Here is a 24,110-nt window from a genome sequence, read left to right as displayed (position 1 = left end):
GCCAGAATTTACAGGAGAAAGTTTTTTCATTAATTATCAAGAATCAATCGAAAACTCTTATTAATTCTGTATTCTGTATCCTGAATCCTTACGACAATTGTTTAATTCACTGTTTACTTCCAGGTTTACAATCTCTCCTTTCTATGAGAAAAAAAGAAAAAAAGAAACAATTTCCTATTTCCCAATCTTCTCACTTTCAGGTCAGGAGAAGTAATTGTCAGATGCTTCTAATTCTTCCTTCTGACTCCTGACTCCTGACTCCTGACTCCTGACTCATTGCAAATTATCAATTATCAATTGACAATCGAAACTGATTAACAACCTGATCTAATCCTACGGAATGGGCAGCTTTAAATAATAAGCGATCGCCCTCCTTTACATAAGTATTTAATCTGGTTACTAAATCACTATGAGTAGCAAAACATTCACAAGGAATTCCTTTTGCACTATCAGCAATAATTTCTGCATCTTGGCTATTAACTAAAATCAATAACCCATCTAAATTCAATTTCTGCACCATTTCCCCAACTTGTTGATGTAATTGTGGGGATCTGTCTCCTAACTCCTTCATTGCTCCTAATACGGCAATTTTCCGCTTTCCTGGTGTATCTGCTAATAACTGCAAAGCTGCTAACATCGCTTCTGGGGCGGCGTTATAAGTTTCATCTAAAATTACAATATCATTAGGTAATGTAAACCTTTGCGATCGCCCTCCTGGCATATTCACAATTACCCCTTTTTTTAGGGTTTGCCAATCAATTTCTAATACCTTAGCTACTGCTAATGCTGCTAAAAAATTAGTGGCATTATGACGACCTGGTAAGGGTAATGGTAAATCCATTCCTGCTACTTCTATAGTTTCATTGTCAACTAATTTCCCTTGAATATCTCCACCGGAAAAACCATAACTAATCACTTTTCCCTGCCAAAATTTCTTTGCTATCTCCATTAATAGGGGACTATCATAATTGAGAATTGCTACACTAGCATCAGACATTTCTGCTAATAACTCACATTTGGCTTCTGCGATCGCTTGTTCTGAACCTAGTAGCTCAATATGTGCTGTTCCCACATTAGTAATAACACCGATATTTGGACTAGCTATTTGTGTTAATTCCGCAATTTGTCCCCTTCCTCGCATGGCCATTTCTATGACTGCAAAATCATGTTCTGCACCCATTTCTAACAGCGTTTTAGGAACACCTATTTCATTGTTGAAATTTCCATAGGTTTTGTGTACTTGTCCTCTAGTTCCTAAAACTGCGGCGATCAGTTCCTTGGTTGTGGTTTTACCTACTGAACCTGTTACCCCAATGACAGGAATAGTAAAAGAATCCCGCCACCATCTAGCAATTTGCTGATATGCCTTCAGGGTGTTGGGAACTTGTAATACAGGTATGTCAGGGTTTTCATCAGTATACTCTACAATGGCGGCAATTGCACCCTTGGCGATCGCCATTTGTACAAACTTGTGTCCATCGAATTTTTCACCACGTAAAGCTAAAAACACTTCACCCGGTTGTAAAATCCTGGTGTCTGTTTGGATACCCTTGCTTACTTCAGCTAATGCAGATGCAGATAAATTTACAGGATGGGCTGATAGAACTTCAACCAATTGGGATAAAGTAGCCGAAACAGACATACTGATCATTAATAAAAGTTAATTACCAAATCCTACAATCTTTGAGGACAGAATTGACACTCCCTACATTGTTGAGGCGAAACCTAAATAGGGGTTGCTGAGAAAGTCTTTCCGTGAGGGCATAGGAGTCAGGAGTCAGAAGTGGTAGGGGCGAAGCATTAGGGCGACTAATTATCAATTTTTGTCCAAGCCTATTTTCCGAATGCTGATGCTTCCAGCACGCTTCGCGAACGCCCGTACAGGAGTCAGGAGGAGATTTGAAAATTTCTTTGCCATCTCTTGAAATCCCCAAAAATGCACACTTTTTCCGGTATACCCTTCAAAACCCTTGCACTAATTTCTGTGTTTATCAGCCTCTAACCTTTGATATATCAAGGTTTTAGGTTTATTCAGCAAACCCTAAATCAAAATGTGGTTTATTTACCTGAAAATAGCTGTAATTCAAAATATGAATCTCAGTATTTTCGTGTTAAAATACCGCCAATTGTTGAGATTTTCTACTAAAATGACATCAGATTTTAACTTTCTTAAACAGCTATATAACGCTTTTGATCCCTTTCAACCTTTACCTGCGGGAGATCCTGCTTATGTTGACTGTCAGGAAGTGCGGGGAGATGGGGATATATTGGAAGCATTAGGAAAGGAAATTTTATATTCTGATAGAAATACCTGTCAACTGTATGCAGGTCATCGTGGTGCAGGAAAATCTACAGAATTATTAAGACTACAACAATTTTTAGATGAAGAAGGGTTTTTTGTCGTCTATTTTCCGGCAGATGAAAAAGATATTGATCCAGAGGATGTTCAATATACAGATATTCTTTTAGCTTGCACTCGCAATATTTTAGCAGCATTTAAAGATCAAACTAATTCACCAGCTATATTAAATTGGTTAAAAGGACGATTTGAGGATTTAAAAGATTTCTTACAAACAGAAATTTTCCTAGATGAATTATCAATTGAAGCACAGGTTTCACAACTTGCCAAAATCACTACAAAAATCCGCAGTGAACCCAATGAACGCCGCAAAATTCGCGATTTAATTAATCCCCATACGACTACTTTAACTCAGGCATTAAATGAATTTATTCAAGATGTCAAAAAAAATCTACCTTCAGGATATGACAAATTAGTTTTAATTGCTGATAATTTAGATAGAATTGTTCCTGTTATCCAAGGACAAGACCGCAGCAACCATGATCAAATTTTTATAGATCGCAATGAACAACTGAAAGCTTTAGATTGTCATTTAGTTTATACAGTACCAATTTCTTTAATTTATTCTGACAGATCATCTTCATTAGTAGATATATATGGTACTCCCCAAGTATTACCAATGATTATGGTACAAACTCCTAAAAATGAACCCTATCCACCAGGAATTAATAAAGTTATTGAAGTTCTCCAAAAACGACTCACTACCATAGACCCTAGTAAATCTATTGAGCATTTATTTGACAACAGGGAATCTTTAGAAAATTTATGTTTAATGAGTGGTGGTCATGTGCGAAATTTATTATTATTAATGAAGGAAGCTCTCAAATACACCAATACTTTACAGATTTCTAAAAAGGCTTTACAACGGTCAATTAGCGAGTTAAGAAATACCTATAAAAATACCATTTACTTTAATGAATGGGAAGCACTGGCAAAGGTTCATCATACAAAGGAGATAGTTAATGATAAACTATATCGGGGTTTATTGTTTAATCGTTGTATTTTAGAATATCGTTATCAAGAACCTGATGGAGAAACTAAATTTTGGTATGATATTCATCCTCTGATTAAAGGGATCAAAGAATTTCAAGATGCCTATAATCAATTATATCCTGTTATATCCTGAATAAAAAATTGTAGGTTGGGTAGAACAAAGTGAAACCCAACAGAATAACAGCAGTTTTGGAAATGTTGGGTTTACTCAACCCAACCTATATTTATGATTCTTATTTATCTAAAACTATGCCTCTAAAACTATGCCTCTAAAACTATGCCTCTAAAACTAAGTGAATGGGATAATGATTTACCCATAGAACAAGACGAAGAATATCAAGCCTTTCTGCGGACACTGCGGTTTACAGAAGGTTTTGCTTTATTATTTGTCCGCTGTTCTCCTGCTAGTGGTGAACAATTAATTAGTAAAGTTAAAGAAGATATTAGTGATAAAAGTATAGAAATTCTCAAATTAAATAAAAATGTTACTAATTTATATATAGAAGTTGATCAATTACCTAATAAAAACTATATCAATATTTTATTCATTACAGGTTTAGAATCTGCATTGTATAAATATGAAGAAGCCAAAACTTTAGCAGGTTGGAGTAGTCGAAAAACCCATCATTATAGCTGGGAAGGTGTACCACCAATTTTAATTAACATTAACCAGCAGCGAGAAAGATTTAGAGATCAATTTAAAATTTGTTTTGTATTCTTATTACCACAGTTCGCAATTAAATATTTTATTCACCGCGCCCCTGATTTTTTTGATTGGCGTTCTGGTTTATTTAATTTTCCCCTAGACTCCACAACCCTAGAACAAGAATCAAATCGCATTATTCAGGAAGGCAGTTATGAAAAGTATGTCAATTTAACTCCTGAAGAAACCAATCAGAAAATTCTAGAAATTATCGAAATTATTGAACATGATGAAATAGATAATGAACAAAAAGCTAAATTGTTTTTTGAATTAGGTTATTTACAAAATATTAAACAAGATTATCAAGCTGCAATTTCTTCTTTCGACAAAGCACTGGAATTTAAACCTGATGATCATGAAGCTTGGAACAACCGGGGTAATTCCCTAGATAATTTAGGTAGGTATGAAGAGGCGATCGCATCCTACGACAAAGCACTGGAATTTAAACCTGATAAACATAATGCTTGGAACAACCGGGGTATTTCCCTACATAATTTAGGAAGTTATGAAGAGGCGATCGCATCCTACGACAAAGCACTGGAATTTAAACCTGATGATCAATATGCTTGGAACAACCGGGGTATTTCCCTAGATAATTTAGGTAGGTATGAAGAGGCGATCGCATCCTACGACAAAGCACTGGAATTTAAACCTGATAAACATAATGCTTGGAACAACCGGGGTATTTCCCTAGATAATTTAGGTAGGTATGAAGAGGCGATCGCATCCTACGACAAAGCACTGTAATTTAAACCTGATAAACATGAAGCTTGGTACAACAAAGCTTGTAGTTATGCTCTACAAGGTAATATTAATCAAGCAATTGCAAATCTGCAAACAGCAATTAATTTGCGTCCTGAGACAGTTAAAGAATGGGTAAAAACTGACTCAGATTTTGATGCTATTCGGGAGGATGTACGTTTTCAATCTTTATAAATCAAAGGTTAGAGGCTCATAAGAAAGACAGTAGGTGCAAGGTTATAGCGTCTTGAGTCTGAAAAACCGTATGGCTGATGCTCACTGCGAAACCTTGCAATTTTGTAGGTAGCCAGAGATGAAAAAAAGTTTTTAACTCTCCTCCTGACTCCTGTACGGGCGTTCGCGAAGCGTGCTGGAAGCATCAGCATTCGGAAAATAGGCTTGGACAAAAATTGATAATTAGTCGCTCTAATGCTTCGCCCCTACCACTTCTGACTCCTGACTCCTAGCTCTAACGAAAGGACTTTTTCAGCAACCCCGAATTAAACCCGAATTAAAAATTAAAACTTTTGCTTTGGTGAAAGACACCCAAAGGTGTGAATTTAGTGTTCTCCTGTTTTTTCAATTGTTTCAATAACTGCTAAACCTATACCAGAAGCTGCAATTAACAGGACTGCTGAGATCAGATAGGCACTGGTCAGCATTCGGAGGGCTTCGTCAAAAAAAATGTAGGTGGTCATGTGTTCACCTTCTGAACTTTAAGCGGCTACTAGTGTTATTTAGTGTAATTTCTTTCTTCACACCCTGATAAGTCAATTTCGGTGATTAATTCCTAGCAATACCATCTTAACAAAACTTTAGCTATTTCAAAACCCCATGACAAAATTTTCTAGCTAAAGATTTGAGGAAATTAACCCAGATTTAGTAAAAACCTATATGACAAGGGAATAGGGAACAGGGAATAGGGAATAGGTTTTTGGATATTTTACTTTTCGTTACATAGTGCGCTTTTTTCTGTTTACCTACTTACAAACAAGCCTGAAGTGTAGAAATTACTGATTTTGATAATGATAGTAATTCATAACCTCCTTCTAAACCAAATAAGACTTTTCTAGTTACGCCTAAACAATATTGAGTAAATAAACCAAAATCTTCGGGTTGCAAAAAGATACTTGCTAAAGGATCGGCTTCTAGAGCATCATAACCAGCACTAACAATTAATAAATCTGGTTGAAAGTTGTTTAAAAACGGTAGTATTTTGTATTGCCACAAAGGTTGATAGACGCTGATATCACTGCCAGGGGGTAGAGGTAAATTTAAAACATTTTTGTAAAAGCCTTGTTCGGAAGCTCTTCCCGTACCAGGGTAAGCTGGGTATTGATGTAAAGAACAATAAACAATTTCTGGGTAACTTTCTACTATGGCTTGAGTACCATTTCCGTGATGTACATCCCAGTCTAAGATGGCGACACGGTTGATACCTGGTTGTTGTAAGGCATATAAAGCGGCGATCGCTGCATTAGAAAATAAGCAAAACCCCATTCCTGTATCACTTTCGGCATGGTGTCCAGGGGGACGTGCTAACACAAAGGCGGGATTTTCTCTACTTAAAACCTCATTCACCCCATCTAACCAAGCACTTACAGCTAATAAAGCTACATCATAACTGCGGGGGGAAACTGGGGTATCTCCATCTAAATAACCACCACCAGTAGTTGCAATATGTTTCAGTTTTTCAATGTATGTTGCAGTGTGGGCGGTTTCTATCCAAGACATTAACTCCTGTTTAACTGGTGTGGGGGTTAACCAGTGGATTTTTTGGGCAAAGTCAGCAGTTTTTAGAGCCGTGACAACAGCACTTAAACGTTCTGGTTTTTCTGGGTGGTAGCGTCCGGTTTGGTGTTCGAGAAATTCGTCAGAATAGATGACTGGTAGCATGGGCGGGAATAGCAAAATACTGAATGTAATTCTAGCCTGACTGTTCCTTGCTGTAACCAGTTATGATTTTTTCTGTACTTCAATCTAATGTTAACAAGCGAGGAATTGTTTCTAATTTAGCTTTAAGTTCTCCTTCTTCTCTGCCTTCTTCTCTACCTTCTTCTAACGCTTCTTGATCAAATCGTGTTTGTTTTAAATCACTTAATTCAAACATAGCTTCAATTTCTTCCCTGTTCATTCTTGGAAACTTTTAAAGTAAGTAGGGTTTGCTGATAGCGTAGCGTGGCGTTAGCCATATAAATCCGAAAAATTTACAGGTAAAGGGTTTTAGCTATTTTGACTTGTACTGAGCGACTTGTACTGAGCGACTTGTACTGAGCCTGTCCTGAGCCTGTCCTGAGCCTGTCCTGAGCCTGTCCTGAGCGGTGTCGAAGGGCGGTGTCGAAGGGCGGTGTCGAAGGGCGGTGTCGAAGGGCGGTGTCGAAGGGCGGTGTCGAAGGGCGCAGTCGAAGTAAGCCGAAGTGCTTGCAAAAAGTGCCAGCTTTTATGAGGTGGCAAGTGAAAAAACCTGCACTTACAGCAGTTTTCATGTCTTTAGACGACAGTAAGGGCGAAGCATTCGGACAATTAATTATCGGTTTTTACCTAAGACTATCATCCGAATGCTTCGCCCCTATATTGTTGACGCGAAACCTAAATCAAAATGTGGTTTATTTACCTAAAAATAGCTGTAATTCCTAATTAAAGAAAAAATCGTTCCTATCCAATTCTTGAAACTGTCACCTGTCACCGTGGCGTAGACTATCAAACATCAAACTGATTTTATTCCTCAATCCTCAATCTTGAATTTTTAATTCTGAATCCTCAATTATTAGCTGCATTTTTTTAATAAAATCTTGAATTTGTGAATTTATGATTTGATAATTATTCTGACTCTTGACTCCTAAATTCTTACTTTTCTCTGATATGATCTTTTTGTTTGACTGTCTTTACCACAAACGGGGTCAATATATGTTAGAATTGTAGGAAAATATGACAATTTTTCAAGATTAATTTGACATAATTTTGTATTTTGTCAAGTACAAAGGCTAAAATCTACGTTTTTTGGAGTTTTGCAGGTTATGACAACCTCACAGGAGAGGATTATCCCGACGGATTTACGACAAGAGATGTCACAATCTTATCTGGAATACGCTATGAGCGTAATTGTCGGTCGGGCGCTACCAGATGCTAGGGATGGTCTAAAACCTGTGCATCGTCGCATCCTCTATGCTATGCACGAGTTAGGGCTGTTGCACGATCGCCCGTTTAGAAAATGCGCCCGTGTGGTGGGGGAAGTTTTGGGTAAATATCACCCCCACGGTGACACGGCGGTATATGATGCTTTGGTACGGATGGCGCAGGACTTTTCCATGCGATCGCCTTTAATTAATGGTCATGGTAATTTTGGTTCTATTGATAATGACCCACCGGCGGCGATGCGTTATACAGAATGTCGTCTACAAGCATTAACCAGTCATTCCTTATTGCAAGATATTGAAGCTGAAACTGTAGACTTTATTGATAACTTTGATGGTTCTCAACAAGAACCCACAGTATTACCTTCCCGTATTCCCCAACTATTACTTAATGGTTCTTCGGGAATTGCGGTAGGCATGGCTACTAACATTCCTCCGCATAATTTGGGAGAATTAATTGATGGGTTAGTGGCATTAATTCACAACCCAGAAATAACCGATACTCAATTAATGCAGTATGTTCACGGTCCTGACTTCCCCACAGGGGCGCAAATTCTAGGAACATCAGCCATTAAAGAAGCTTACACCAGCGGACGGGGTTCAATTACCATGCGGGGTGTGGCAACTATTGAAACCGTTGAACAACGCAACCGCCCAGCTAGAGAAGCAATAATTGTTACCGAGTTACCTTACCAAACCAACAAAGCGGCATTAATTGAAAAAATTGCCGAGTTGGTGAATGATAAGAAAATTGATGGCATTGCAGATATCCGAGATGAGAGCGATCGCGACGGGATGCGAATCGTCATAGAATTAAAACGTGATGCCTATCCCCGTGTTGTTTTAAATAACCTTTATAAACAAACCCCACTTCAGTCCAACTTTGGCGCGAATATGTTGGCTTTGGTGAACGGGGAACCACAAATACTCACCCTGAAAAACTTCCTCAGCGTCTTTTTAGATTTTCGCATTGAAACCATTAACAGACGTACTCGTTACCAACTGAGAAAAGCAGAGGAAAGAGATCATCTATTACAAGGTTTATTAATTGCCCTCTCTCATTTAGATGCAATTATCAACCTGATTAGAAACGCCCCCGACGCACCCTCAGCCAAAGGTGAATTAATTAGCAATTATGGACTTTCCGAAGTGCAAGCTGATGCCATTTTGCAAATGCAATTGCGGCGGTTAACAGCCTTAGAAGCGGATAAAATTCGCTTAGAACATGAAGAATTGCAAGTACAAATTGCAGACTTGCGGGATATTCTGGATAGACGGGAAAGGGTACTGGAAATTATCGAAACCGAAGTTACCCAAATTAAAACCCAGTTTGCCACACCGCGACGCACAGCTATTACCCACGCCGAAGGGGAAATAGATGATATAGACTTGATCGCTAACGAAAAAGTTTTAATTTTGGTGACACAACAAGGTTACATCAAACGGATGCCCGTGAATACCTTTGAAGCTCAAAACCGGGCTACCAGAGGAAAAGCCGGTGCTAAAGTCAAAGAAGATGATACCATCGAGCATTTTTTAACCTGCTGTGATCATGATAGCGTCTTATTTTTTAGCGATCGCGGCGTAGTTTACAGCCTCAAAGCATATCAAATACCAGAAGGTTCACGCACCAGTCGAGGTACACCCATTGTCCAGATGTTACCCATACCCAAAGAAGAAAAAATCACTTCCATTGTACCTGTAGACGAATTTAGCAGCGAAGAATATTTAGTCATGCTCACCAAAGGCGGTAACATCAAAAAAACCGCATTAGAAGCATTTAGCAACATTCGCGCTAACGGGTTAATAGCCATATCCTTAGAAGAAGGCGATCATTTGCGTTGGGTGAGACGTGCCAAAGTAGAAGATAGTATCATCATCGGTTCACGTCATGGTATGGCCATACACTTCCGTTGTACCCATGATCAACTGCGTCCTTTAGGAAGGGCAACTCGTGGGGTAAAATCAATGAAACTCAAACCCGGTGATGAACTGGTAGGAATGGATATTCTTCCTGCGGCCATTCTCGACACCTTAAACACAGAAACAGAAGCGGAACTAGAAGAAGAAACCATCGAAATTGAAGAAACCGCAGAAAATAGCGAAGAAACCACCGAAACACCAAACAGCACAGGACCATGGGTATTAATCATCACGATGGGAGGCTATGGAAAGCGTGTACCCGTAGGACAATTTAGACTACAAAACCGCGCTGGACAAGGTATCACCGCTACCAAATTCAAAAACCGCAAAACCAAGGATCAACTAGCAACCCTGCGAATAGTCAACCCTGACGAAGAGATCATGATGGCGACAAACAGAGGTATTATTATTCGCCAATCTGTTAACGCTATTTCTGTACAATCACGGACAGCAACGGGAGTAAGAGTACAGAAACTCGATGAAGATGATGCCATTACCGGAGTAGCAGTAGTTCCCCCCGATGCTGGAGATGGTGAAGATTCTGAGTAAAAGAACAAGGGACAAGTTAAAATACTTGCTTCCTTACCTGGTAGCTTTAACTAGTGGGGCATTGATGGGGGTGACAGTCGCCCCTGTCTGTGCTTGGTTTTTGGCTTGGGTTGCCCTTGCACCCCTTTGGGTGATAGTTGTTAAATATACAACAGAAAAAAATTCCCCTGTCCCCCGCACCCTGCCCCCTGCCTTTATTTGGGCGATCGCCTATCATGGAATAGCCCTATCATGGATCACAGGTATTCACCCCATGAAATGGTTAGGTGTACCCTGGTGGCCAAGTTTATTTATTACCATCTTTTGCTGGTCATTTATTAGCCTGTGGGGAGGTTTGTTAGTCTCTCTGTGGGCGTTTTTGATGGTTAACCTAGATAAGCAACAGCCTTGGTTAAGGGTGTTAATTGGTACAGCTTTATGGTGTGGTTTGGAAAGTTTGTGGAGTTCTGGATCTTTGTGGTGGAGTTCTTTATCTTACACTCAGTCACCGCATAATTTGGTAATTTTGCATTTGGGGCAATTTTCTGGACCGAATACGGTAACGGCGGTTATTGTGGCGGTTAATGGGTTGGTTGCGGAGTCTTGGATTTATTTTTGCACGCAGAGACGCAGAGACGCAGAGGAGAAAAGGAGTTTAAGGAAGGGGTTTTTTAATGGTTATTTGGTTTGTGCTGTTTTACTGTTAATTATCTCCCATGTTTTAGGCTTTGTTGTTTATTCCCAACCTTTGAATAATCGTGAAAATTCAGGTTTGAAAATAGGTATTGTTCAAGGTAATATTCCTAATGAAATTAAGTTGCTTCCTCAAGGATTTAGACGAGCAATTACAAACTATACTAATGGATATTTAACATTAGTAAATCAAGGTGTTGATGGGGTATTAACTCCTGAAGGTGCTTTACCTTTATATGAACGTAATTTTCAAAATACTGCTTTGTTAGATGCGGTGAAGGATAAAGGGGTTGTAGTTTGGATAGGTGGTTTTGGGCAAAGGGGGAGAAGTTATACTAATAGTTTATTTGGGGTAAATGGTAAAGGGGAAGTTACTAGTAGATATGATAAGTCAAAGCTTGTACCTTTGGGGGAATTTGTTCCTTTTGAAGAAGTTATTGGGGCGTTAGTTCAACGGTTATCTCCTTTGGATGAACATCAAGTACATGGGGCAAAAAATCAAGTTTTTGATACTCCTTTGGGGCGGGTTATTGTGGGTATTTGTTATGAGTCTGCTTTTTCGGAAATCTTTAGATATCAGGCTGTTAATGGTGGGGAATTTATTTTGAGTTCTTCTAATGATGCCCATTATACGGCAGCAATGGCAGATCAACATCATGCCCAGGATATCATGCGAGCAATTGAAACTGATCGATGGGCTGTGAGGGCAACAAATACCGGTTATTCTGCTTTTGTCGATCCTCATGGGAGAACTTTGTGGAAATCAGGGTATAATATTTATGAAACCCACGCTGAAACTATTTATCCTCGGCAAAGTCAGACTTTATATGTGCGTTGGGGTGATTGGTTGATGCCTTTGTTGTTGGTTTTGGGGTTTTTGGGGTGGTTTATGACTAAATAGCCGGGAATTTTGGTAAGTAGGACTTGCTGGATATAAGGTATCCTTATTTGACAAGTAGCTATTTTTTAACACATACTTTTAAAGTATCCTTTTTTTTTAAATTAAAGAGTTGTCACCATGCAACTGAAAACCTTTTTGACCAGTGTTGCCGTAACCGCTTTGGTTATTCCCAGTGTATTAGCAAATACATCAAAAGTTTTGGCTGAAGACATTACCATTCTGTTAGAAAATAAAACAAGGGCAAATATGACAGAATTTTACGCTTCTCCTAGTGGGGTTAAAAATTGGGAAAACGATATTTTAGGTGATGATGTTTTACGCTCTGGAAAGGCGATAGAAATTAATTTCAATGATGAGCGCACAACTTGTATCTATGACTTTCAAGCCAAATTTGCTGATGGTGATGTAGTGGAAAAATATGATATCAATATTTGTAAATTGGCAGGTGGTAGTTACGAATTTTATGATTAAGTTTAATACTTATCATGTCTGCCTAGTCTGCTAACCACCAGTCACCAATCAGCAGTCCTATTTACTGATGAATCTGCGTTGCTTTGAGCATATGATAGGTAATAATCAACTGTGTCAAAGCTAGGGGGTAACTTTGCAATGTTTCCCCTGTTGTACCAGCGATTTTACCAAGTTCAGGATTGATTTCGCGATCGCAAATATTCTTTAAATAAGGCAGATCATTACACATGATATGCTCTATCTTATTCACCTGTTCCAAGGTAGCGTGTCCATCAACTTCCAACACATCCACCGGTTTACCCATATCCCTACCTAGTCCCAAACGCACCGCTGATTCAGAATCATCATCATCTGGGTGAATAATCTGACTAAAATCAGGATGGGGAATAGTTGGACGCAGTACCAAACGTACATTTAGATGTCCATTGCTTTCATCCTCATTTTCATTGGTAGGATAGAAACTCACCACAATATCAGACCATTGACGTTGGGGACGAATAAACGCTTCTGAGTCAGGTTCTCGTTTTTCTAACTCTGCTAATACTTGTTCTTCACTATAACCGCGTTTTTCTGTATCCCGTTTAACCTTCCATTTTGCCCGTAGTGATTCAGGAGGAGCAAGATAAACCTTAACATCATAAGCATCACGAGCAGCACGGGTAGAGTAACCAAGTAGACCTTCAATAATGACAAACTTATTCGGTTTAATGTACTGTGGAGGCTCAAATTGACCCGTTTTGTGGCTATAAACAGGCTTTAGAATTGTTTGACCAGTCCGTAGCAGCGATAAATGCTGCTGCATAATATCTAAGTAATTACAGTCAGGATGCAAGGCTGTAATACCAATTTCCGCCCGTTGTTGACGATCATAACGGTGGTAATCATCGGTACAGATGAGTGTAACATTCTCCGGTCCAAGTACCTGAGCAATACCCCTAGTTAGCGTAGTCTTTCCTGCTGCGCTATCACCAACAATACCAAGAATGATTGGACGACTCATCTTACCCCCTTGAATACAAGCTGGTTACTTAATAATGTTTCTGGAGAACATTTTTACTTATGTTTATTCATTCTAGTGGCAAATTAGTTAAAAAATTCCAGCTTTCTCTTTTCTCGCAACATCTCTCAACATAATCATGCTCTTATCCTGATTCAAAAACTGTAAAATTCGCATTTATAATTGTCATAAGGAAAAAATATGTTAAGTTAATAGGACTTACGCCAGGATCAACCAAATATGAGGTACGGATTTCAGGCTTTTTAACGTGATTTTTTAATGATTTTTGAGCGATAGCGAAGCGCTGCTGCAAGCAGTTCGCTATTGATCGGAAGTTAATCGACAAAAGCCTGAAACGACGGATTTTCGTTCATGCACATCATGGTGAATTTGTACAGTGCGTAAGTCCTAGTTAAATAGAAATCTCCACAATAGAATGTATTAATTTGTCATAAGTTGTAGGGGCGAAGCATTTGGACGATAATTTAACGGAAAAATCAGACATCTAGATATCCCAAATGCTTCGCCCTGCCCCCATAAATAGGTTCCATAATTTCTTTTCTGGAGATGTCTAATAAAAAATACTGAGATACAGATATATTAGTTCAATAAATTTAGCATCACAGTCATGGCAAAACAAACTATAGGCTTAGAACAGAACCTGTATGATTATTTACTTTCTGTTTCTGTACGTGAACCAGAAATTTTAACCCAACTACGTCAAGAAACCGCCCAGCTACCAATGTCCATAATGCAAATTTCCCCAGAACAGGGACAATTTATGGCATTGTTGGTTAAATTGATAGGAGCAAAAAAAACATTAGATATAGGAGTATTTACAGGTTATAGTTCCTTAGTAGTGGCGTTGGCTTTACCAGCAGATGGTAAAATTATTGCCTGTGATGTCAGTGAAGAATATACCAGCATAGCTAGACGATATTGGGAAAAAGCAGGAATAGCAGATAAAGTTGACTTGCATATTGCCCCAGCTTTAGAAACTTTGGATAACTTGTTAGCAGCAGGAGAAGCAGAAAGTTTTGATTTTGCCTTTATTGACGCTGATAAAGGAAACTATGAAAATTATTATGAGCGATCGCTGCAATTAATTCGACCCGGTGGACTAATTGCCATTGATAATGTTTTATGGTCTGGGAAAGTAGCAGATCCAGAAATACAAGATAATCAAACTAAAAAAATTCGCGCCTTTAATCAAAAATTATATCAAGACTCAAGAATTACCTTGAGTTTAGTTCCCATAGCTGATGGTTTGACATTAGCAAAGAAAAATTGAAGTACAGGGGACTGGTGACTGGTGACTGGGGACTGGGGACTGGTGACTGGTGACTGGTGACTGGTGACTGGGGACTGGGGACTGGTGACTGGGGACTGGTGACTGTGAAAACAAGAAACAGGAAATATTTATCTTTCTCCTGACTCCTTGATCTCCTAACTCCTAATAACATTCCTTGTGGTACGCTATCACCTTTAGATAGTGTCGAGGTAAGGAAGATGTCTAAACTGCGGGTGGGGTTGCTGTTTGGTGGACGTTCTGGAGAACATGAAGTATCAATAATTTCTGCAAGGGCGATCGCAAATGCTTTGAGTGCAGAAGCAAATAGTCAGAAATATGAAATTGTGCCTTTTTACATCCAAAAAAATGGTGTTTGGCAAGGGGGAGAAACTGCACAACAAGTTTTAAAATCTGGTTTAGCCACAGAAAATCCCGCTATAAACCCTAATTTATGGCAATTTCCCGCAGAAACAGCAGAAATTGATTTGTGGTTTCCCATACTCCACGGACCCAATGGCGAAGATGGAACAATTCAAGGTTTACTAACATTAATGCAAGTTCCCTTTGTTGGTTCTGGGGTGTTAGGTTCAGCCGCCGGGATGGATAAAATTGCTATGAAAACCGCTTTTGCCCAAGCAGGTTTACCACAAGTAAAGTATAAAGCAATAACAAGAGCGCAAATTTGGTCAAACCCTTGTATATTTCCTAAATTGTGTGATGAAATAGAAGCAACATTAGGCTATCCTTGTTTTGTCAAACCTGCTAACCTGGGTTCATCCGTAGGAATAGCCAAAGTGCGATCGCGTCAAGAATTAGAAACAGCTTTAGATAACGCTGCAACTTATGATAGACGCATCATAGTTGAAGCCGGAGTAGTTGCCAGAGAAGTAGAATGTGCGGTTTTAGGCAACGACAACCCCAAAGCCTCCGTTATTGGTGAAATTACCTTTGATAGCGATTTTTACGATTATGAAACCAAGTATACTGAGGGTAAAGCAGACTTATTAATACCTGCACCTTTACCAGAAACAGTAACTCAACAAATTCAAGAAATGGCATTACAAGCCTTTGCAGCAGTTGATGGTGCAGGTTTAGCGCGAGTAGACTTTTTCTATGTAGAAGCTACTGGAGAAATTTTGATTAACGAAATTAACACCTTACCAGGGTTTACATCTACAAGTATGTATCCGCAACTTTGGGCAAATACTGGTATTTCTTTTACAGAATTAGTAGATCAATTAATTCAACTTGCCATTGAAAGACATACCAATTCTAAATTAGAAGATTCAGTAAAGTAATTTGCAAATAATGGGGAAAAAGTAGCATAATATCCAATTTTTTTTGGAAATTTTTGGTAAAAAACCGCTATTTTGCCAAAAAAACTACTTTCAACTCCCTTTATCCTACTGTTAAATAGGGCTTGTATCTTATAGTATAATAAACTACTAGAGGATGCAAGTGGAAATGAATCATGAACAGTCACAATGCAAAACCAGAACTAACCACAACTGTAAACAGCACTTCAGAAGAATTAAAAAATACATCTCTAATTAAGAAACGGTGCCTAAAGTATCCTTGGTTATGGTTTGTGGGGTTGTTAGTTATTCCCCTGGGAGTGGGAATATTTGGCTATTTCCAGCTAATTTATATTGGCTACGTTCCCAAAATAGAACCAGAAAAACCCATAGAAGTAGTCAGTAAAAAAGAAAACGTACTATCTTCTAATATCAATAATCCTACACCTTTATGGTTAATGTTGGCGATCGCCCTCAGTTGTGCATCTGGTTGTTGGGTTATTTATCGCATACTTAAACTTCCACAACGTATTTAAGAAAGGGTATAGGGTTATGGGGCGATGTGATGGTTAATAAACCAATGACTAATGACTAATGGCTAAAAACAAATAACAAAAAGTGCCAACTTGGCAACCAATCACTAAACAACCCAGTTAAATTATTAAAAGATAAACGACTTCAATAATGTTGTTATCTGGGGTTACTACATAAAATAGCTTCTGCTTAAAAAGGCTGTTTCACAAGTTTGAATTATGAACAAAAAAAGCAGTCTACTAATATTTTGTTGGGCTATTAGTTCAGCAAAAAATAATAAAAAATCAAAGAAATCAAAAAGAAATCAGGTTTAACATTTGCTGCAACAGGAATACCCACATCATCTAGACACTATCGTTGAAATACATAGCCCCCTAAATAACGGATAGCGTCTATTAACACATATTCCTGAACGCCCCAGCAGCAAATGTAGAGTGGGAGAAAAAAGGCGATTGGTATGCCTTCTCCCACTCTTCTTTTATCAATTATTAATTGATAATTGATGATTGACAATGGCTTAAATTACAGTTTAACAGAAATTCGTATCCTGCAAAAATTTCATAATTTCTCTATTCACTACATCATTAGCACCTGTGGATGCGTCATGATAACAATTTTCTATAATTTTTAACTGTGAATGAGGAATATAATGATGTAATTTTTCACCGTGACTCACAGGAAACCAACTATCTTGATCACCCCATAAAATTAAAGTTGGACATTCAATAGCAGTGAGACTATTTTGAATTTCAGTTAACATATTTGGTTTTTTAGCTTGTAAATTCTCAATTTCTCTAGCTGCTATTTGTAATTCTTCCGCAACTTTCACTAAAGTTCCTGGAATTTCAATAAAAGGATAAGTGATCCAATAAACATCTTCCTCCGTGAGAATAGCAGGATTAAATAACACTTTTCGTCTTTCCATACCCATGACTTCCCTAACTAGAGGTGCAAACACAAAAGCAAGACGTAAAAAATCAATTGTGTGGATAATTTCTAATGGTGTTTGTGCTAATAAACCCATTGCCCAATGAGGTAAGGTTTCGGTAAAAATGGGCGCATTCATAACCACTAAACTCCCAATTAATTGAGGATTTTTAGCCGCTAATGCTAAAGAAACTAACGCACCTAAAGACTCAGCGACAATGACGGGAGGTTCATCACATAAAGATTGAATAATCCGTTCTAATTCAATTATTTGATGACCACTCTTTTCTCTACGGTAAATAGGTTTTTCGGAAAAACCATAACCTTTAGCATCAAAACAAATTACCCGAAAATATTTAGATAATGGTTCAATACTATATCGCCAATTATAACTCCAACTGCCCAAACCATGTAATAAAATTAATGGTTTACCTGTACCTTTTTCGCCATAAGCAATTTTTACAGGATAGCCATACGCATCAGTAATAATTATATTTTGTTGACCTTGAGGAAAATGAAATTGCCACCAGTTTTTCATATTATTAGTTAGGGAATAGGGAATAGGGAATAGGATATTTTGAGTTAAGCTGTTACACAACTAAATTGTATAATCCTAATATTCTGAACTCTTGTTTAACAGGCAAGATGCCTGTTCCACTTATACAAATTAAACGCATAAGAGCTTAGTTAATGATTAATTTACCCGCCATTTAAAGCTTTACATAGCATTCCTATAAAAATAACAGGTAATGCAATTAAAACAATACCAAGTACAACCAACACTGCAAAAAGAGCAATAATAAAACCTTGATCGGCCTTCTTTTTTTCACCAGGAGATTTTAAGTAATCTTCCAATAAAATCAGGTTGTAATTATTTGCTCTCCAAGCAAAATCAAATAAATCTCCCAACATCGGAATAGCACCGACTAAAGCATCAATGATAATATTTACAATCATTCTGCCTAAAGTTGCTTTTGATATACCTAACTTTGCCGATTCAATGATAATATAAAGAGAAAATATCAATCCCAAAACATCACCACCAACAGGTATTAATCCCAAAATTGGATCTAAACCAATACCTACTGGAGTTCCCGGAATGGTAATAGCATTATCTAACAGTTTACTAATTTGTTGTAAACGTTTTAATGTTGTTGCATAACCATCAGATTCAATGTAAATTTTATTGTGAGAGTTAGACATTTTATATAATTGGTAATTGGTAATTGGTAATTGGTAATTGGTAATTGGGTTATTTACCTTCCTAGTTTCCTGTTTTCACTGTCATAGAGTCACCAACAATTACATTTAATTGGTTGCCAACAAGGAGAACAAAGGCACTCATCCATAACCATAACATTAATACTATAAAAGTTCCCACCGTACCATAAACTTTATTATAATTTCCAAAGTTGGTAACATAAAGGCGAAATAATGCCGAAACCAGCGCCCAAAAGATAGCTGCTAAAACTGCTCCTGGCATTAATGGTGTACCTCGTTTCCACACACTTGGTCCATAACGATAGACTAAGCTAAATGTAGCAGCAACAATCATTAAAGCTAAAGGCCAAAGTAACAATTTCCAAAGAGGTAATAAGAATCCCAAATAAGGATTACCACGCACCAGCATACCCAAAAGTAAATCACTAATAAATACCAGAAAAGAAGCCAGCATTAAAAGTCAGATAGTACCAATTTTTAATCCTAAAGAAATGAGTTTAGCTTTCCAAAAAGGGCGCGTATCTTGTGGGGAAACTTCTGTTCCTATTTGGGTGCTGATCCGAGCATCACTGACTTGCCATTTTAATTGTAGGTATTCTGTAATAGCTTGCGATCGCTTCTGAATTATATCTTGTGCTTCGGTAACTTCCTGGTTAACTAGAATACTCCCCATCAATGGAGAAATTAACATTGCCCCAATAATTACTGCTGGACTGTTCAACACTAATCCCAAGGTAGCAATACTTGTTCTTTGCGGGCTTGACTAATTCCCAGGTTGTCTGTAAATTTGTCTCTGAACATATTTAAATTTTGATGAGAGTCCAGTTTTACTGTCAATATATAGCAGGGAACAGGGAACAGATTTTATATCAAAATTTATACATAAAAGCTACTATGATATAATGTCCGCCCAATCACTTACGATATAGCTGTTTCATGAGAAATTGCCTTTTCCCAATTACCAATTACCAATTACCAGCCTCAACAGATATGATAATTGTGCAACCGGACATGATATGACTCAAGATTTAACACAAAAATGGTTATCCGAAATTCAAAGCCTCAAACAGCAGATGGCTCAACTGCAACAAAAACGTGATGAAGCTTGGGAAAGTTCACAAAAATGGCGACAAATCTATAACACTGAATCAGAACAACGTCGCACCGATGCCAAGTTGTATCAACAAGAAATTGCATCTTTAAAAGCTGAACTTTGGAAACTTCAAGGTATTAACACTGATACAATTACAGAAACTACCACAACGGCTATTGAGTCAGAACTAACTGAAGACACATCTATAGAGGAATTAAAAGCTAAATTGATCGCTGTGACTCAAGAACGCGATCACCTGATTCAAGCATTCAAAACAGAACAGGAAAACCACGAGCAAACCCGTAAAAATCTCACTACAGCTTTAGGTGATGCTATTGATAGTTTGACACAGTTGAGAGCGGCCACAAAGGCAACAGGGGAGACAGAGGAAGCAGGGGAGGTGGGAGATAACGTAAGTACCTAGTTATCAACTTGGGTTAATATGTACTAAGCGAATGGAATTATGGAATTATATTTATGGTTCAAACTCCTCAAGCACCAATCAATTATTTTTCCTTTGAAGATTACTATGCCTATGATGATGGCACTGGAAATCGCTATGAATTAGTAGATGGAGAATTAGTTTTAATGCCACCAGAATCAATTTTTAATTCTGATATATCAATGCGATTATTGTTGGAATTGTCTAAAATAGTCCCTCTTCATTTATTAAAATATAAAGAAATTATGATTGAAGTAAGTGGACGTAGAGCTAAGGTAAGAATCCCTGATTTACTAATCTTGGGTGAAGAATGTCGCGCCGCTTTAGAAGCGACAAAAAGAGGAACTATTACCCATGAAATGCCACCACCATTAATAGCTATAGAAGTGGTATCACCTGGTACTGAAAATGAAGTTAAAGACTATCGCTTCAAGCGTTCTGAGTATGCAGCTAGGGGAATTTCTGAATATTGGATTGTTGATCCTGTACAAAACAAAATTACGGTTTTATCTTTAGTAGAAGGATTGTATGAAGAATTTATTTATACAGGTGATGAATTAATTAAAAGTGAAGTATTGCCAGAAATTAAGATTAAGGTCAGTGATATTCTCGTTTCATAGATAGTAATTAAAATCAGAGGAAGCAGGGGAAGCAGGGGGGTAATTATTTGTATTTTCCCAATCACCAGTCCCCAGTCACCAGCATTATTTAAAAACCCATAGCCTCAGCTACCGCTTGCAAATCTGCGGGAATACCTTGTTTAAACTGAGCATGACTGTGTTTAATGGCTGTATCTGGATCTTTCAAACCATTACCAGTTAAAATGCAAACTATCGTCGCACCAGCAGGAACTTGATCTTTCACTTTTAATAACCCAGCTACAGAAGCAGCACTGGCAGGTTCACAGAAAATACCTTCAGAAGACGCTAACAACCGATAAGCGTCCAAAATTTCCTCATCTGTGACAGAGTTAAAACTACCCATACTGGCAGTTTGGGCAGCGATCGCCTTATCCCAACTCGCAGGATTACCAATTCTAATCGCCGTCGCTATAGTTTCAGGATGTAGCACTGGTTGACCATTTACCAACGGTGCAGCCCCAGCAGCTTGAAAACCCATCATTTTTGGCAAGCGATCGCATTTTCCCGCTTGATGGTATTGACAAAAACCCATCCAATATGCTGTGATATTTCCCGCATTTCCCACCGGAATACACAACCAGTCAGGAGCATTACCCAACGCATCCACCACTTCAAAAGCCCCTGTTTTCTGACCTTCCAAGCGGTAAGGATTGACAGAATTTACCAAAGTAATCGGATAATGATCCGCCATTTCCCGGACAATTTCTAAAGCCCGGTCAAAATTACCTTTAATAGCTAAAACTTCTGCCCCATATAACAAAGCTTGAGCCAGCTTACCCAAAGCCACATAACCATCAGGAATCAATACAAAGGGGCGCATTCCTCCGCGTTTAGCATAGGCAGCAGCAGCAGCGGAAGTATTGCCTGTACTAGCACAAATCACCGCCTTAGCACCAGCTTCCTTAGCCTTGGTAATAGCCATAGTCATACCCCGGTCTTTAAAACTGCCAGTAGGGTTCAGACCATCATATTTAACAAATACTTGCACCTGCTTACCAATACGTTCAGCGATCGCTGGTACAGGAATCAAAGGAGTATTACCCTCCAACAAAGTCACCACAGGGGTACTTTCGCTCACAGGCAAGTATTCACGGTAGGCTTCTATTAGCCCCGGCCAAGGTTGGCGATGAGATTTAGCAACAGACAAGCTCAAAGTCACAGGATTCTAAACTTCTTAACTAGGGATTAGGAGATGAGAAAAATAGATTTTTTTTGATAGTGTCAATCACTTTACCATGCAAATGGCGATATCTAGCAACAGATCAGGCAGGGAGCAGGGGAGGAAAGATTTTTCCTAGTCACCAATCACCAGTCACCAATCACCACCGAGGAACACACTCACTATTATCGCAGTCACTTATGATTTAGCAGGAAACCTATTAGAGTATGTAATTAAAAGTATACTTGATTTTAAGAAAGGTTAAGATAGCTTTATTATAATATCTCTAATGGTGTGAGTTTAGTTTCGGAAAGAACATAACTATGTCAACTTTATCATCCAGTGTTGCCAGCTGCGAATCTCATAGTGAATTGGTAAAGAAGCTCACCAAGGCTTACTACCAAGACGAACAACAAGAAAAATTTATTGACCTGCAAGCAGAAGTAGATTCCCTGCTGCAACAGTTACAGAATCTCAAAAGCCAAAGACTAGAAACTTCTAGCCACGAATAATAAATTAACCAGCGAGGTCATCATTCCAGGCGCTGATTAATTTTCGACCAGCGCCTAAAGCTATATATATCAGCAGTTTCCACTAGCAAAGCTAGAGATTGGTCACTGTGGAGTTGAGCGATCGCTGTCAGATTTTGTGGTGATTTATCAGTAAAATCAGTATAGATAACCTGACAATTAGCAGAAAAAATCATGGTTCGGACGGAAAAAATCATGGTTCGGGGAAGTTTCTGCTCTTATTCATTTACTAAATTTTCATTTCCATCTGGAGTCAAAGAAGCAATAGCTGAACCAGAAATAGTCAAAACCACATCATAGTTACCATCATTGGTAAGATCAATCATCTGTACAGGCCAGTCACTCATTTTGATCTGGGAGTAATGCAATTTTGTTGGGTCATCCCACAAAATTGCATTGCTCCCTAACAGTTTTTTGTAATTCTTATCTCTAAAATGTTCACAATAGATATTCCTTTAGACAGATCAAAACATAGTCGTAAGGAACTGTACAAACCTCTTGCCAAAATTATACAATTGTGTATTGTATAACAAATTACAAATTTTGGTTGTTTTGGCAGGTAAGTTATGAGGCGATTGTTAAGTTTCGTAAATAGCGTTAATATTAATAAGACATTAGGAAATATGCTTCTTATATATGGGTGACTCAAATTCACCAAGTGCTGAGTTGCTAAAGTCAGTCTTGGAGCCGCTGTTAGAGGATTTTGAATATTGGTTTGCGCGATCACGTCAATTATTAGAAAATGAGAAAATCTCATTTATGAGTGAACAGGAACAGTCTGATTTACTCAACCGAGTTACGCAAGCACAAGCAGAATTAAACACTTCTAAAATGCTATTTGCTGTAACTGGTAAAAAAGTGGGACTGGATATGGCTACATTAATGCCTTGGCATCAATTATTAGGCGAATGTTGGAAAGTTGGTATGCGTTACCGTCAATCACAGCATGAGTGATCTTTATGGTCATAAATCTCAACATTAGGACAAAAACCTTAACATTATTTTCATAAAAAAATAATGTATACCATGTTACGTTAATCTGAATAAGATTACAAAATATCACAACACAAATAAATAACTTAACTTTTGTTTTCCCTGTAAATTGCAAGTAAAGAAAAGTTGAGGACTACGATATAAAACTTTAGATTTTGTAAAATTTGTTGCCCCTGGAGGATAATTTTATGTTACACCTGCTCTACGTTTTAGCTTTTACCGTTTTAGCGTTTATTGCTGTCAGTAATTTAATTCGTAACCTAGTCATGTTCAGTTTTGATCGGGAGCGACCTTATCCAAATACATCCTCTGCGGGGAATAAAGGTAGCTTTGGTTATTATGGAGCAAAAAGACAATCTGTACCTCATCCAGAATTATTAGATAATTCCGGTAATTTAATTAAAGAACCGCTTTTGGTAATGCGTTCTATTAATGTGGATGATGCGCGTCAACAGTTGGATGCTTTATATGAATCTTCTCCTGGTCAAAAAATTGAACGTTCAGAAGATGCTTAATTACAGCAGGAGTCAGGAGTCAGGGG

Annotated in this window: 25 protein-coding genes and 2 pseudogenes; 14 read left to right on the top strand and 13 right to left on the bottom strand. The window is 38.2% G+C overall.

From position 1 onward, the window contains the following. Positions 1–286: 286 nt before the first annotated feature. On the bottom strand, positions 287–1,642 hold the full coding sequence (gene murF / locus H5968_RS08680) for a UDP-N-acetylmuramoyl-tripeptide--D-alanyl-D-alanine ligase (protein ID WP_187039625.1): 1,356 nt from the start codon (positions 1,640–1,642) through the stop codon (positions 287–289). A gap of 22 nt (positions 1,643–1,664) precedes the next feature. Then, positions 1,665–1,934, bottom strand: a complete 270-nt coding sequence (locus tag H5968_RS08675) for a hypothetical protein (RefSeq protein WP_187039624.1) — start codon at positions 1,932–1,934, stop codon at positions 1,665–1,667. A 213-nt stretch (positions 1,935–2,147) separates the two neighbouring features. Here H5968_RS08675 and H5968_RS08670 point away from each other — a divergent pair, with 213 nt between their 5' ends. From H5968_RS08670 to H5968_RS25610, 3 genes and pseudogenes are all read left to right on the top strand, one after another. Further along, the gene (locus tag H5968_RS08670; protein ID WP_187039623.1) at positions 2,148–3,485 is read left to right on the top strand and encodes an ATP-binding protein; all 1,338 of its coding nucleotides are present in this window, start codon (positions 2,148–2,150) and stop codon (positions 3,483–3,485) included. 144 nt (positions 3,486–3,629) lie between these two features. Continuing rightward, positions 3,630–4,802, top strand: a complete 1,173-nt coding sequence (locus H5968_RS08665) for a tetratricopeptide repeat protein (RefSeq protein WP_255427086.1) — start codon at positions 3,630–3,632, stop codon at positions 4,800–4,802. A gap of 30 nt (positions 4,803–4,832) precedes the next feature. Beyond that, positions 4,833–4,991: pseudogene (locus H5968_RS25610) on the top strand (tetratricopeptide repeat protein); the annotation flags it as partial. Positions 4,992–5,356: 365 nt separating this feature from the next. On the opposite strand, the gene H5968_RS08660 reads toward H5968_RS25610, so the two are convergent. The 3 genes from H5968_RS08660 to H5968_RS08650 form a co-directional block, all read right to left on the bottom strand. Further along, complete coding sequence (locus tag H5968_RS08660) at positions 5,357–5,494, bottom strand: hypothetical protein (RefSeq protein WP_187039622.1); 138 nt, start codon at positions 5,492–5,494, stop codon at positions 5,357–5,359. 286 nt (positions 5,495–5,780) lie between these two features. Beyond that, positions 5,781–6,692 (bottom strand): histone deacetylase, encoded by a 912-nt coding sequence (locus tag H5968_RS08655; RefSeq protein WP_187039621.1) that lies wholly within the window; start codon positions 6,690–6,692, stop codon positions 5,781–5,783. Between the two features lie 79 nt (positions 6,693–6,771). Continuing rightward, positions 6,772–6,930, bottom strand: a complete 159-nt coding sequence (locus H5968_RS08650; RefSeq protein WP_222620614.1) for a hypothetical protein — start codon at positions 6,928–6,930, stop codon at positions 6,772–6,774. 883 nt (positions 6,931–7,813) lie between these two features. Between H5968_RS08650 and gyrA the strand changes: the two genes are divergently transcribed. The 3 genes from gyrA (at position 7,814) to H5968_RS08635 (ending at position 12,446) form a co-directional block, all read left to right on the top strand. After that, entirely contained in the window at positions 7,814–10,402 is a 2,589-nt protein-coding gene (gene gyrA / locus H5968_RS08645; RefSeq protein WP_187039620.1) for a DNA topoisomerase (ATP-hydrolyzing) subunit A, read from the top strand. Then, positions 10,383–11,975, top strand: coding sequence for an apolipoprotein N-acyltransferase (gene lnt, locus H5968_RS08640; protein WP_255427085.1), 1,593 nt, complete (start codon positions 10,383–10,385; stop codon positions 11,973–11,975). Before gyrA ends, lnt begins: the two co-directional genes overlap by 20 nt. Before the next feature lie 117 nt (positions 11,976–12,092). Beyond that, the gene (locus H5968_RS08635; protein ID WP_187039619.1) at positions 12,093–12,446 is read left to right on the top strand and encodes a hypothetical protein; all 354 of its coding nucleotides are present in this window, start codon (positions 12,093–12,095) and stop codon (positions 12,444–12,446) included. Positions 12,447–12,507: 61 nt separating this feature from the next. On the opposite strand, the gene H5968_RS08630 is transcribed toward H5968_RS08635, so the two are convergent. Then, a complete protein-coding gene (locus tag H5968_RS08630; RefSeq protein ID WP_187039618.1) occupies positions 12,508–13,446 on the bottom strand; it encodes a phosphoribulokinase in 939 nt (312 codons plus the stop codon). 625 nt (positions 13,447–14,071) lie between these two features. On the opposite strand from H5968_RS08630, the gene H5968_RS08625 reads away from it, so the two are divergent. Beyond that, positions 14,072–14,734 carry a class I SAM-dependent methyltransferase gene (locus H5968_RS08625; RefSeq protein ID WP_096571203.1) on the top strand — a complete coding sequence of 221 codons (663 nt, stop codon included), beginning with the start codon at positions 14,072–14,074 and terminating at the stop codon, positions 14,732–14,734. Here the strand turns inward: H5968_RS08625 and H5968_RS25605 are convergent. After that, complete coding sequence (locus H5968_RS25605; RefSeq protein ID WP_255427084.1) at positions 14,717–14,848, bottom strand: hypothetical protein; 132 nt, start codon at positions 14,846–14,848, stop codon at positions 14,717–14,719. The two genes, H5968_RS08625 and H5968_RS25605, sit on opposite strands and share 18 nt — an antisense overlap. A 104-nt stretch (positions 14,849–14,952) precedes the next feature. Between H5968_RS25605 and H5968_RS08620 the strand changes: the two genes are divergently transcribed. Both H5968_RS08620 and H5968_RS08615 read left to right on the top strand, forming a co-directional pair. Beyond that, positions 14,953–16,032: a D-alanine--D-alanine ligase family protein gene (locus H5968_RS08620; protein ID WP_187039617.1), complete on the top strand. Its 1,080-nt coding sequence runs from the start codon at positions 14,953–14,955 to the stop codon at positions 16,030–16,032. Positions 16,033–16,205: 173 nt separating this feature from the next. Beyond that, positions 16,206–16,565 (top strand): hypothetical protein, encoded by a 360-nt coding sequence (locus H5968_RS08615; protein ID WP_187039616.1) that lies wholly within the window; start codon positions 16,206–16,208, stop codon positions 16,563–16,565. A 527-nt stretch (positions 16,566–17,092) separates the two neighbouring features. Here H5968_RS08615 and H5968_RS08610 read toward each other — a convergent pair. From H5968_RS08610 to H5968_RS08600, 3 genes and pseudogenes are all read right to left on the bottom strand, one after another. Then, positions 17,093–18,028 (bottom strand): alpha/beta fold hydrolase, encoded by a 936-nt coding sequence (locus tag H5968_RS08610; protein ID WP_187039615.1) that lies wholly within the window; start codon positions 18,026–18,028, stop codon positions 17,093–17,095. A gap of 161 nt (positions 18,029–18,189) precedes the next feature. Next, positions 18,190–18,693: a DUF4112 domain-containing protein gene (locus tag H5968_RS08605; protein ID WP_187039614.1), complete on the bottom strand. Its 504-nt coding sequence runs from the start codon at positions 18,691–18,693 to the stop codon at positions 18,190–18,192. A gap of 61 nt (positions 18,694–18,754) precedes the next feature. Then, a pseudogene (locus H5968_RS08600) lies at positions 18,755–19,240 on the bottom strand (YihY/virulence factor BrkB family protein); the annotation flags it as partial. Between the two features lie 487 nt (positions 19,241–19,727). Between H5968_RS08600 and H5968_RS08595 the strand changes: the two are divergent. Next, the gene (locus H5968_RS08595; protein ID WP_187039648.1) at positions 19,728–20,228 is read left to right on the top strand and encodes a hypothetical protein; all 501 of its coding nucleotides are present in this window, start codon (positions 19,728–19,730) and stop codon (positions 20,226–20,228) included. A 53-nt stretch (positions 20,229–20,281) separates the two neighbouring features. After that, on the top strand, positions 20,282–20,866 hold the full coding sequence (locus tag H5968_RS08590; protein WP_187039613.1) for a Uma2 family endonuclease: 585 nt from the start codon (positions 20,282–20,284) through the stop codon (positions 20,864–20,866). An 88-nt stretch (positions 20,867–20,954) separates the two neighbouring features. Here the strand turns inward: H5968_RS08590 and thrC are convergent, their stop codons facing one another. Further along, the gene (gene thrC, locus H5968_RS08585; protein ID WP_187039612.1) at positions 20,955–22,046 is read right to left on the bottom strand and encodes a threonine synthase; all 1,092 of its coding nucleotides are present in this window, start codon (positions 22,044–22,046) and stop codon (positions 20,955–20,957) included. Positions 22,047–22,369: 323 nt separating this feature from the next. Between thrC and H5968_RS08580 the strand changes: the two genes are divergently transcribed. Further along, positions 22,370–22,558 carry a hypothetical protein gene (locus tag H5968_RS08580; protein ID WP_096571218.1) on the top strand — a complete coding sequence of 63 codons (189 nt, stop codon included), beginning with the start codon at positions 22,370–22,372 and terminating at the stop codon, positions 22,556–22,558. A 20-nt stretch (positions 22,559–22,578) separates the two neighbouring features. Here H5968_RS08580 and H5968_RS08575 read toward each other — a convergent pair whose 3' ends face one another. Then, positions 22,579–22,773, bottom strand: a complete 195-nt coding sequence (locus H5968_RS08575; RefSeq protein WP_187039611.1) for a hypothetical protein — start codon at positions 22,771–22,773, stop codon at positions 22,579–22,581. A 21-nt stretch (positions 22,774–22,794) separates the two neighbouring features. Next, positions 22,795–22,923 carry a hypothetical protein gene (locus tag H5968_RS25600; RefSeq protein ID WP_255427083.1) on the bottom strand — a complete coding sequence of 43 codons (129 nt, stop codon included), beginning with the start codon at positions 22,921–22,923 and terminating at the stop codon, positions 22,795–22,797. 289 nt (positions 22,924–23,212) lie between these two features. Here H5968_RS25600 and H5968_RS08570 point away from each other — a divergent pair, with 289 nt between their 5' ends. Then, complete coding sequence (locus tag H5968_RS08570; RefSeq protein ID WP_096571220.1) at positions 23,213–23,530, top strand: DUF2605 domain-containing protein; 318 nt, start codon at positions 23,213–23,215, stop codon at positions 23,528–23,530. A 227-nt stretch (positions 23,531–23,757) separates the two neighbouring features. Then, positions 23,758–24,084 (top strand): DUF2973 domain-containing protein, encoded by a 327-nt coding sequence (locus tag H5968_RS08565; RefSeq protein ID WP_187039610.1) that lies wholly within the window; start codon positions 23,758–23,760, stop codon positions 24,082–24,084. The last annotated feature ends 26 nt before the right edge of the window (positions 24,085–24,110 follow it).

It is taken from the genome of Sphaerospermopsis sp. LEGE 00249 (genome assembly GCF_014299995.1).
Classification (GTDB): domain Bacteria; phylum Cyanobacteriota; class Cyanobacteriia; order Cyanobacteriales; family Nostocaceae; genus Sphaerospermopsis; species Sphaerospermopsis kisseleviana.
This window is presented reverse-complemented; position numbering and strand designations above follow the sequence as displayed.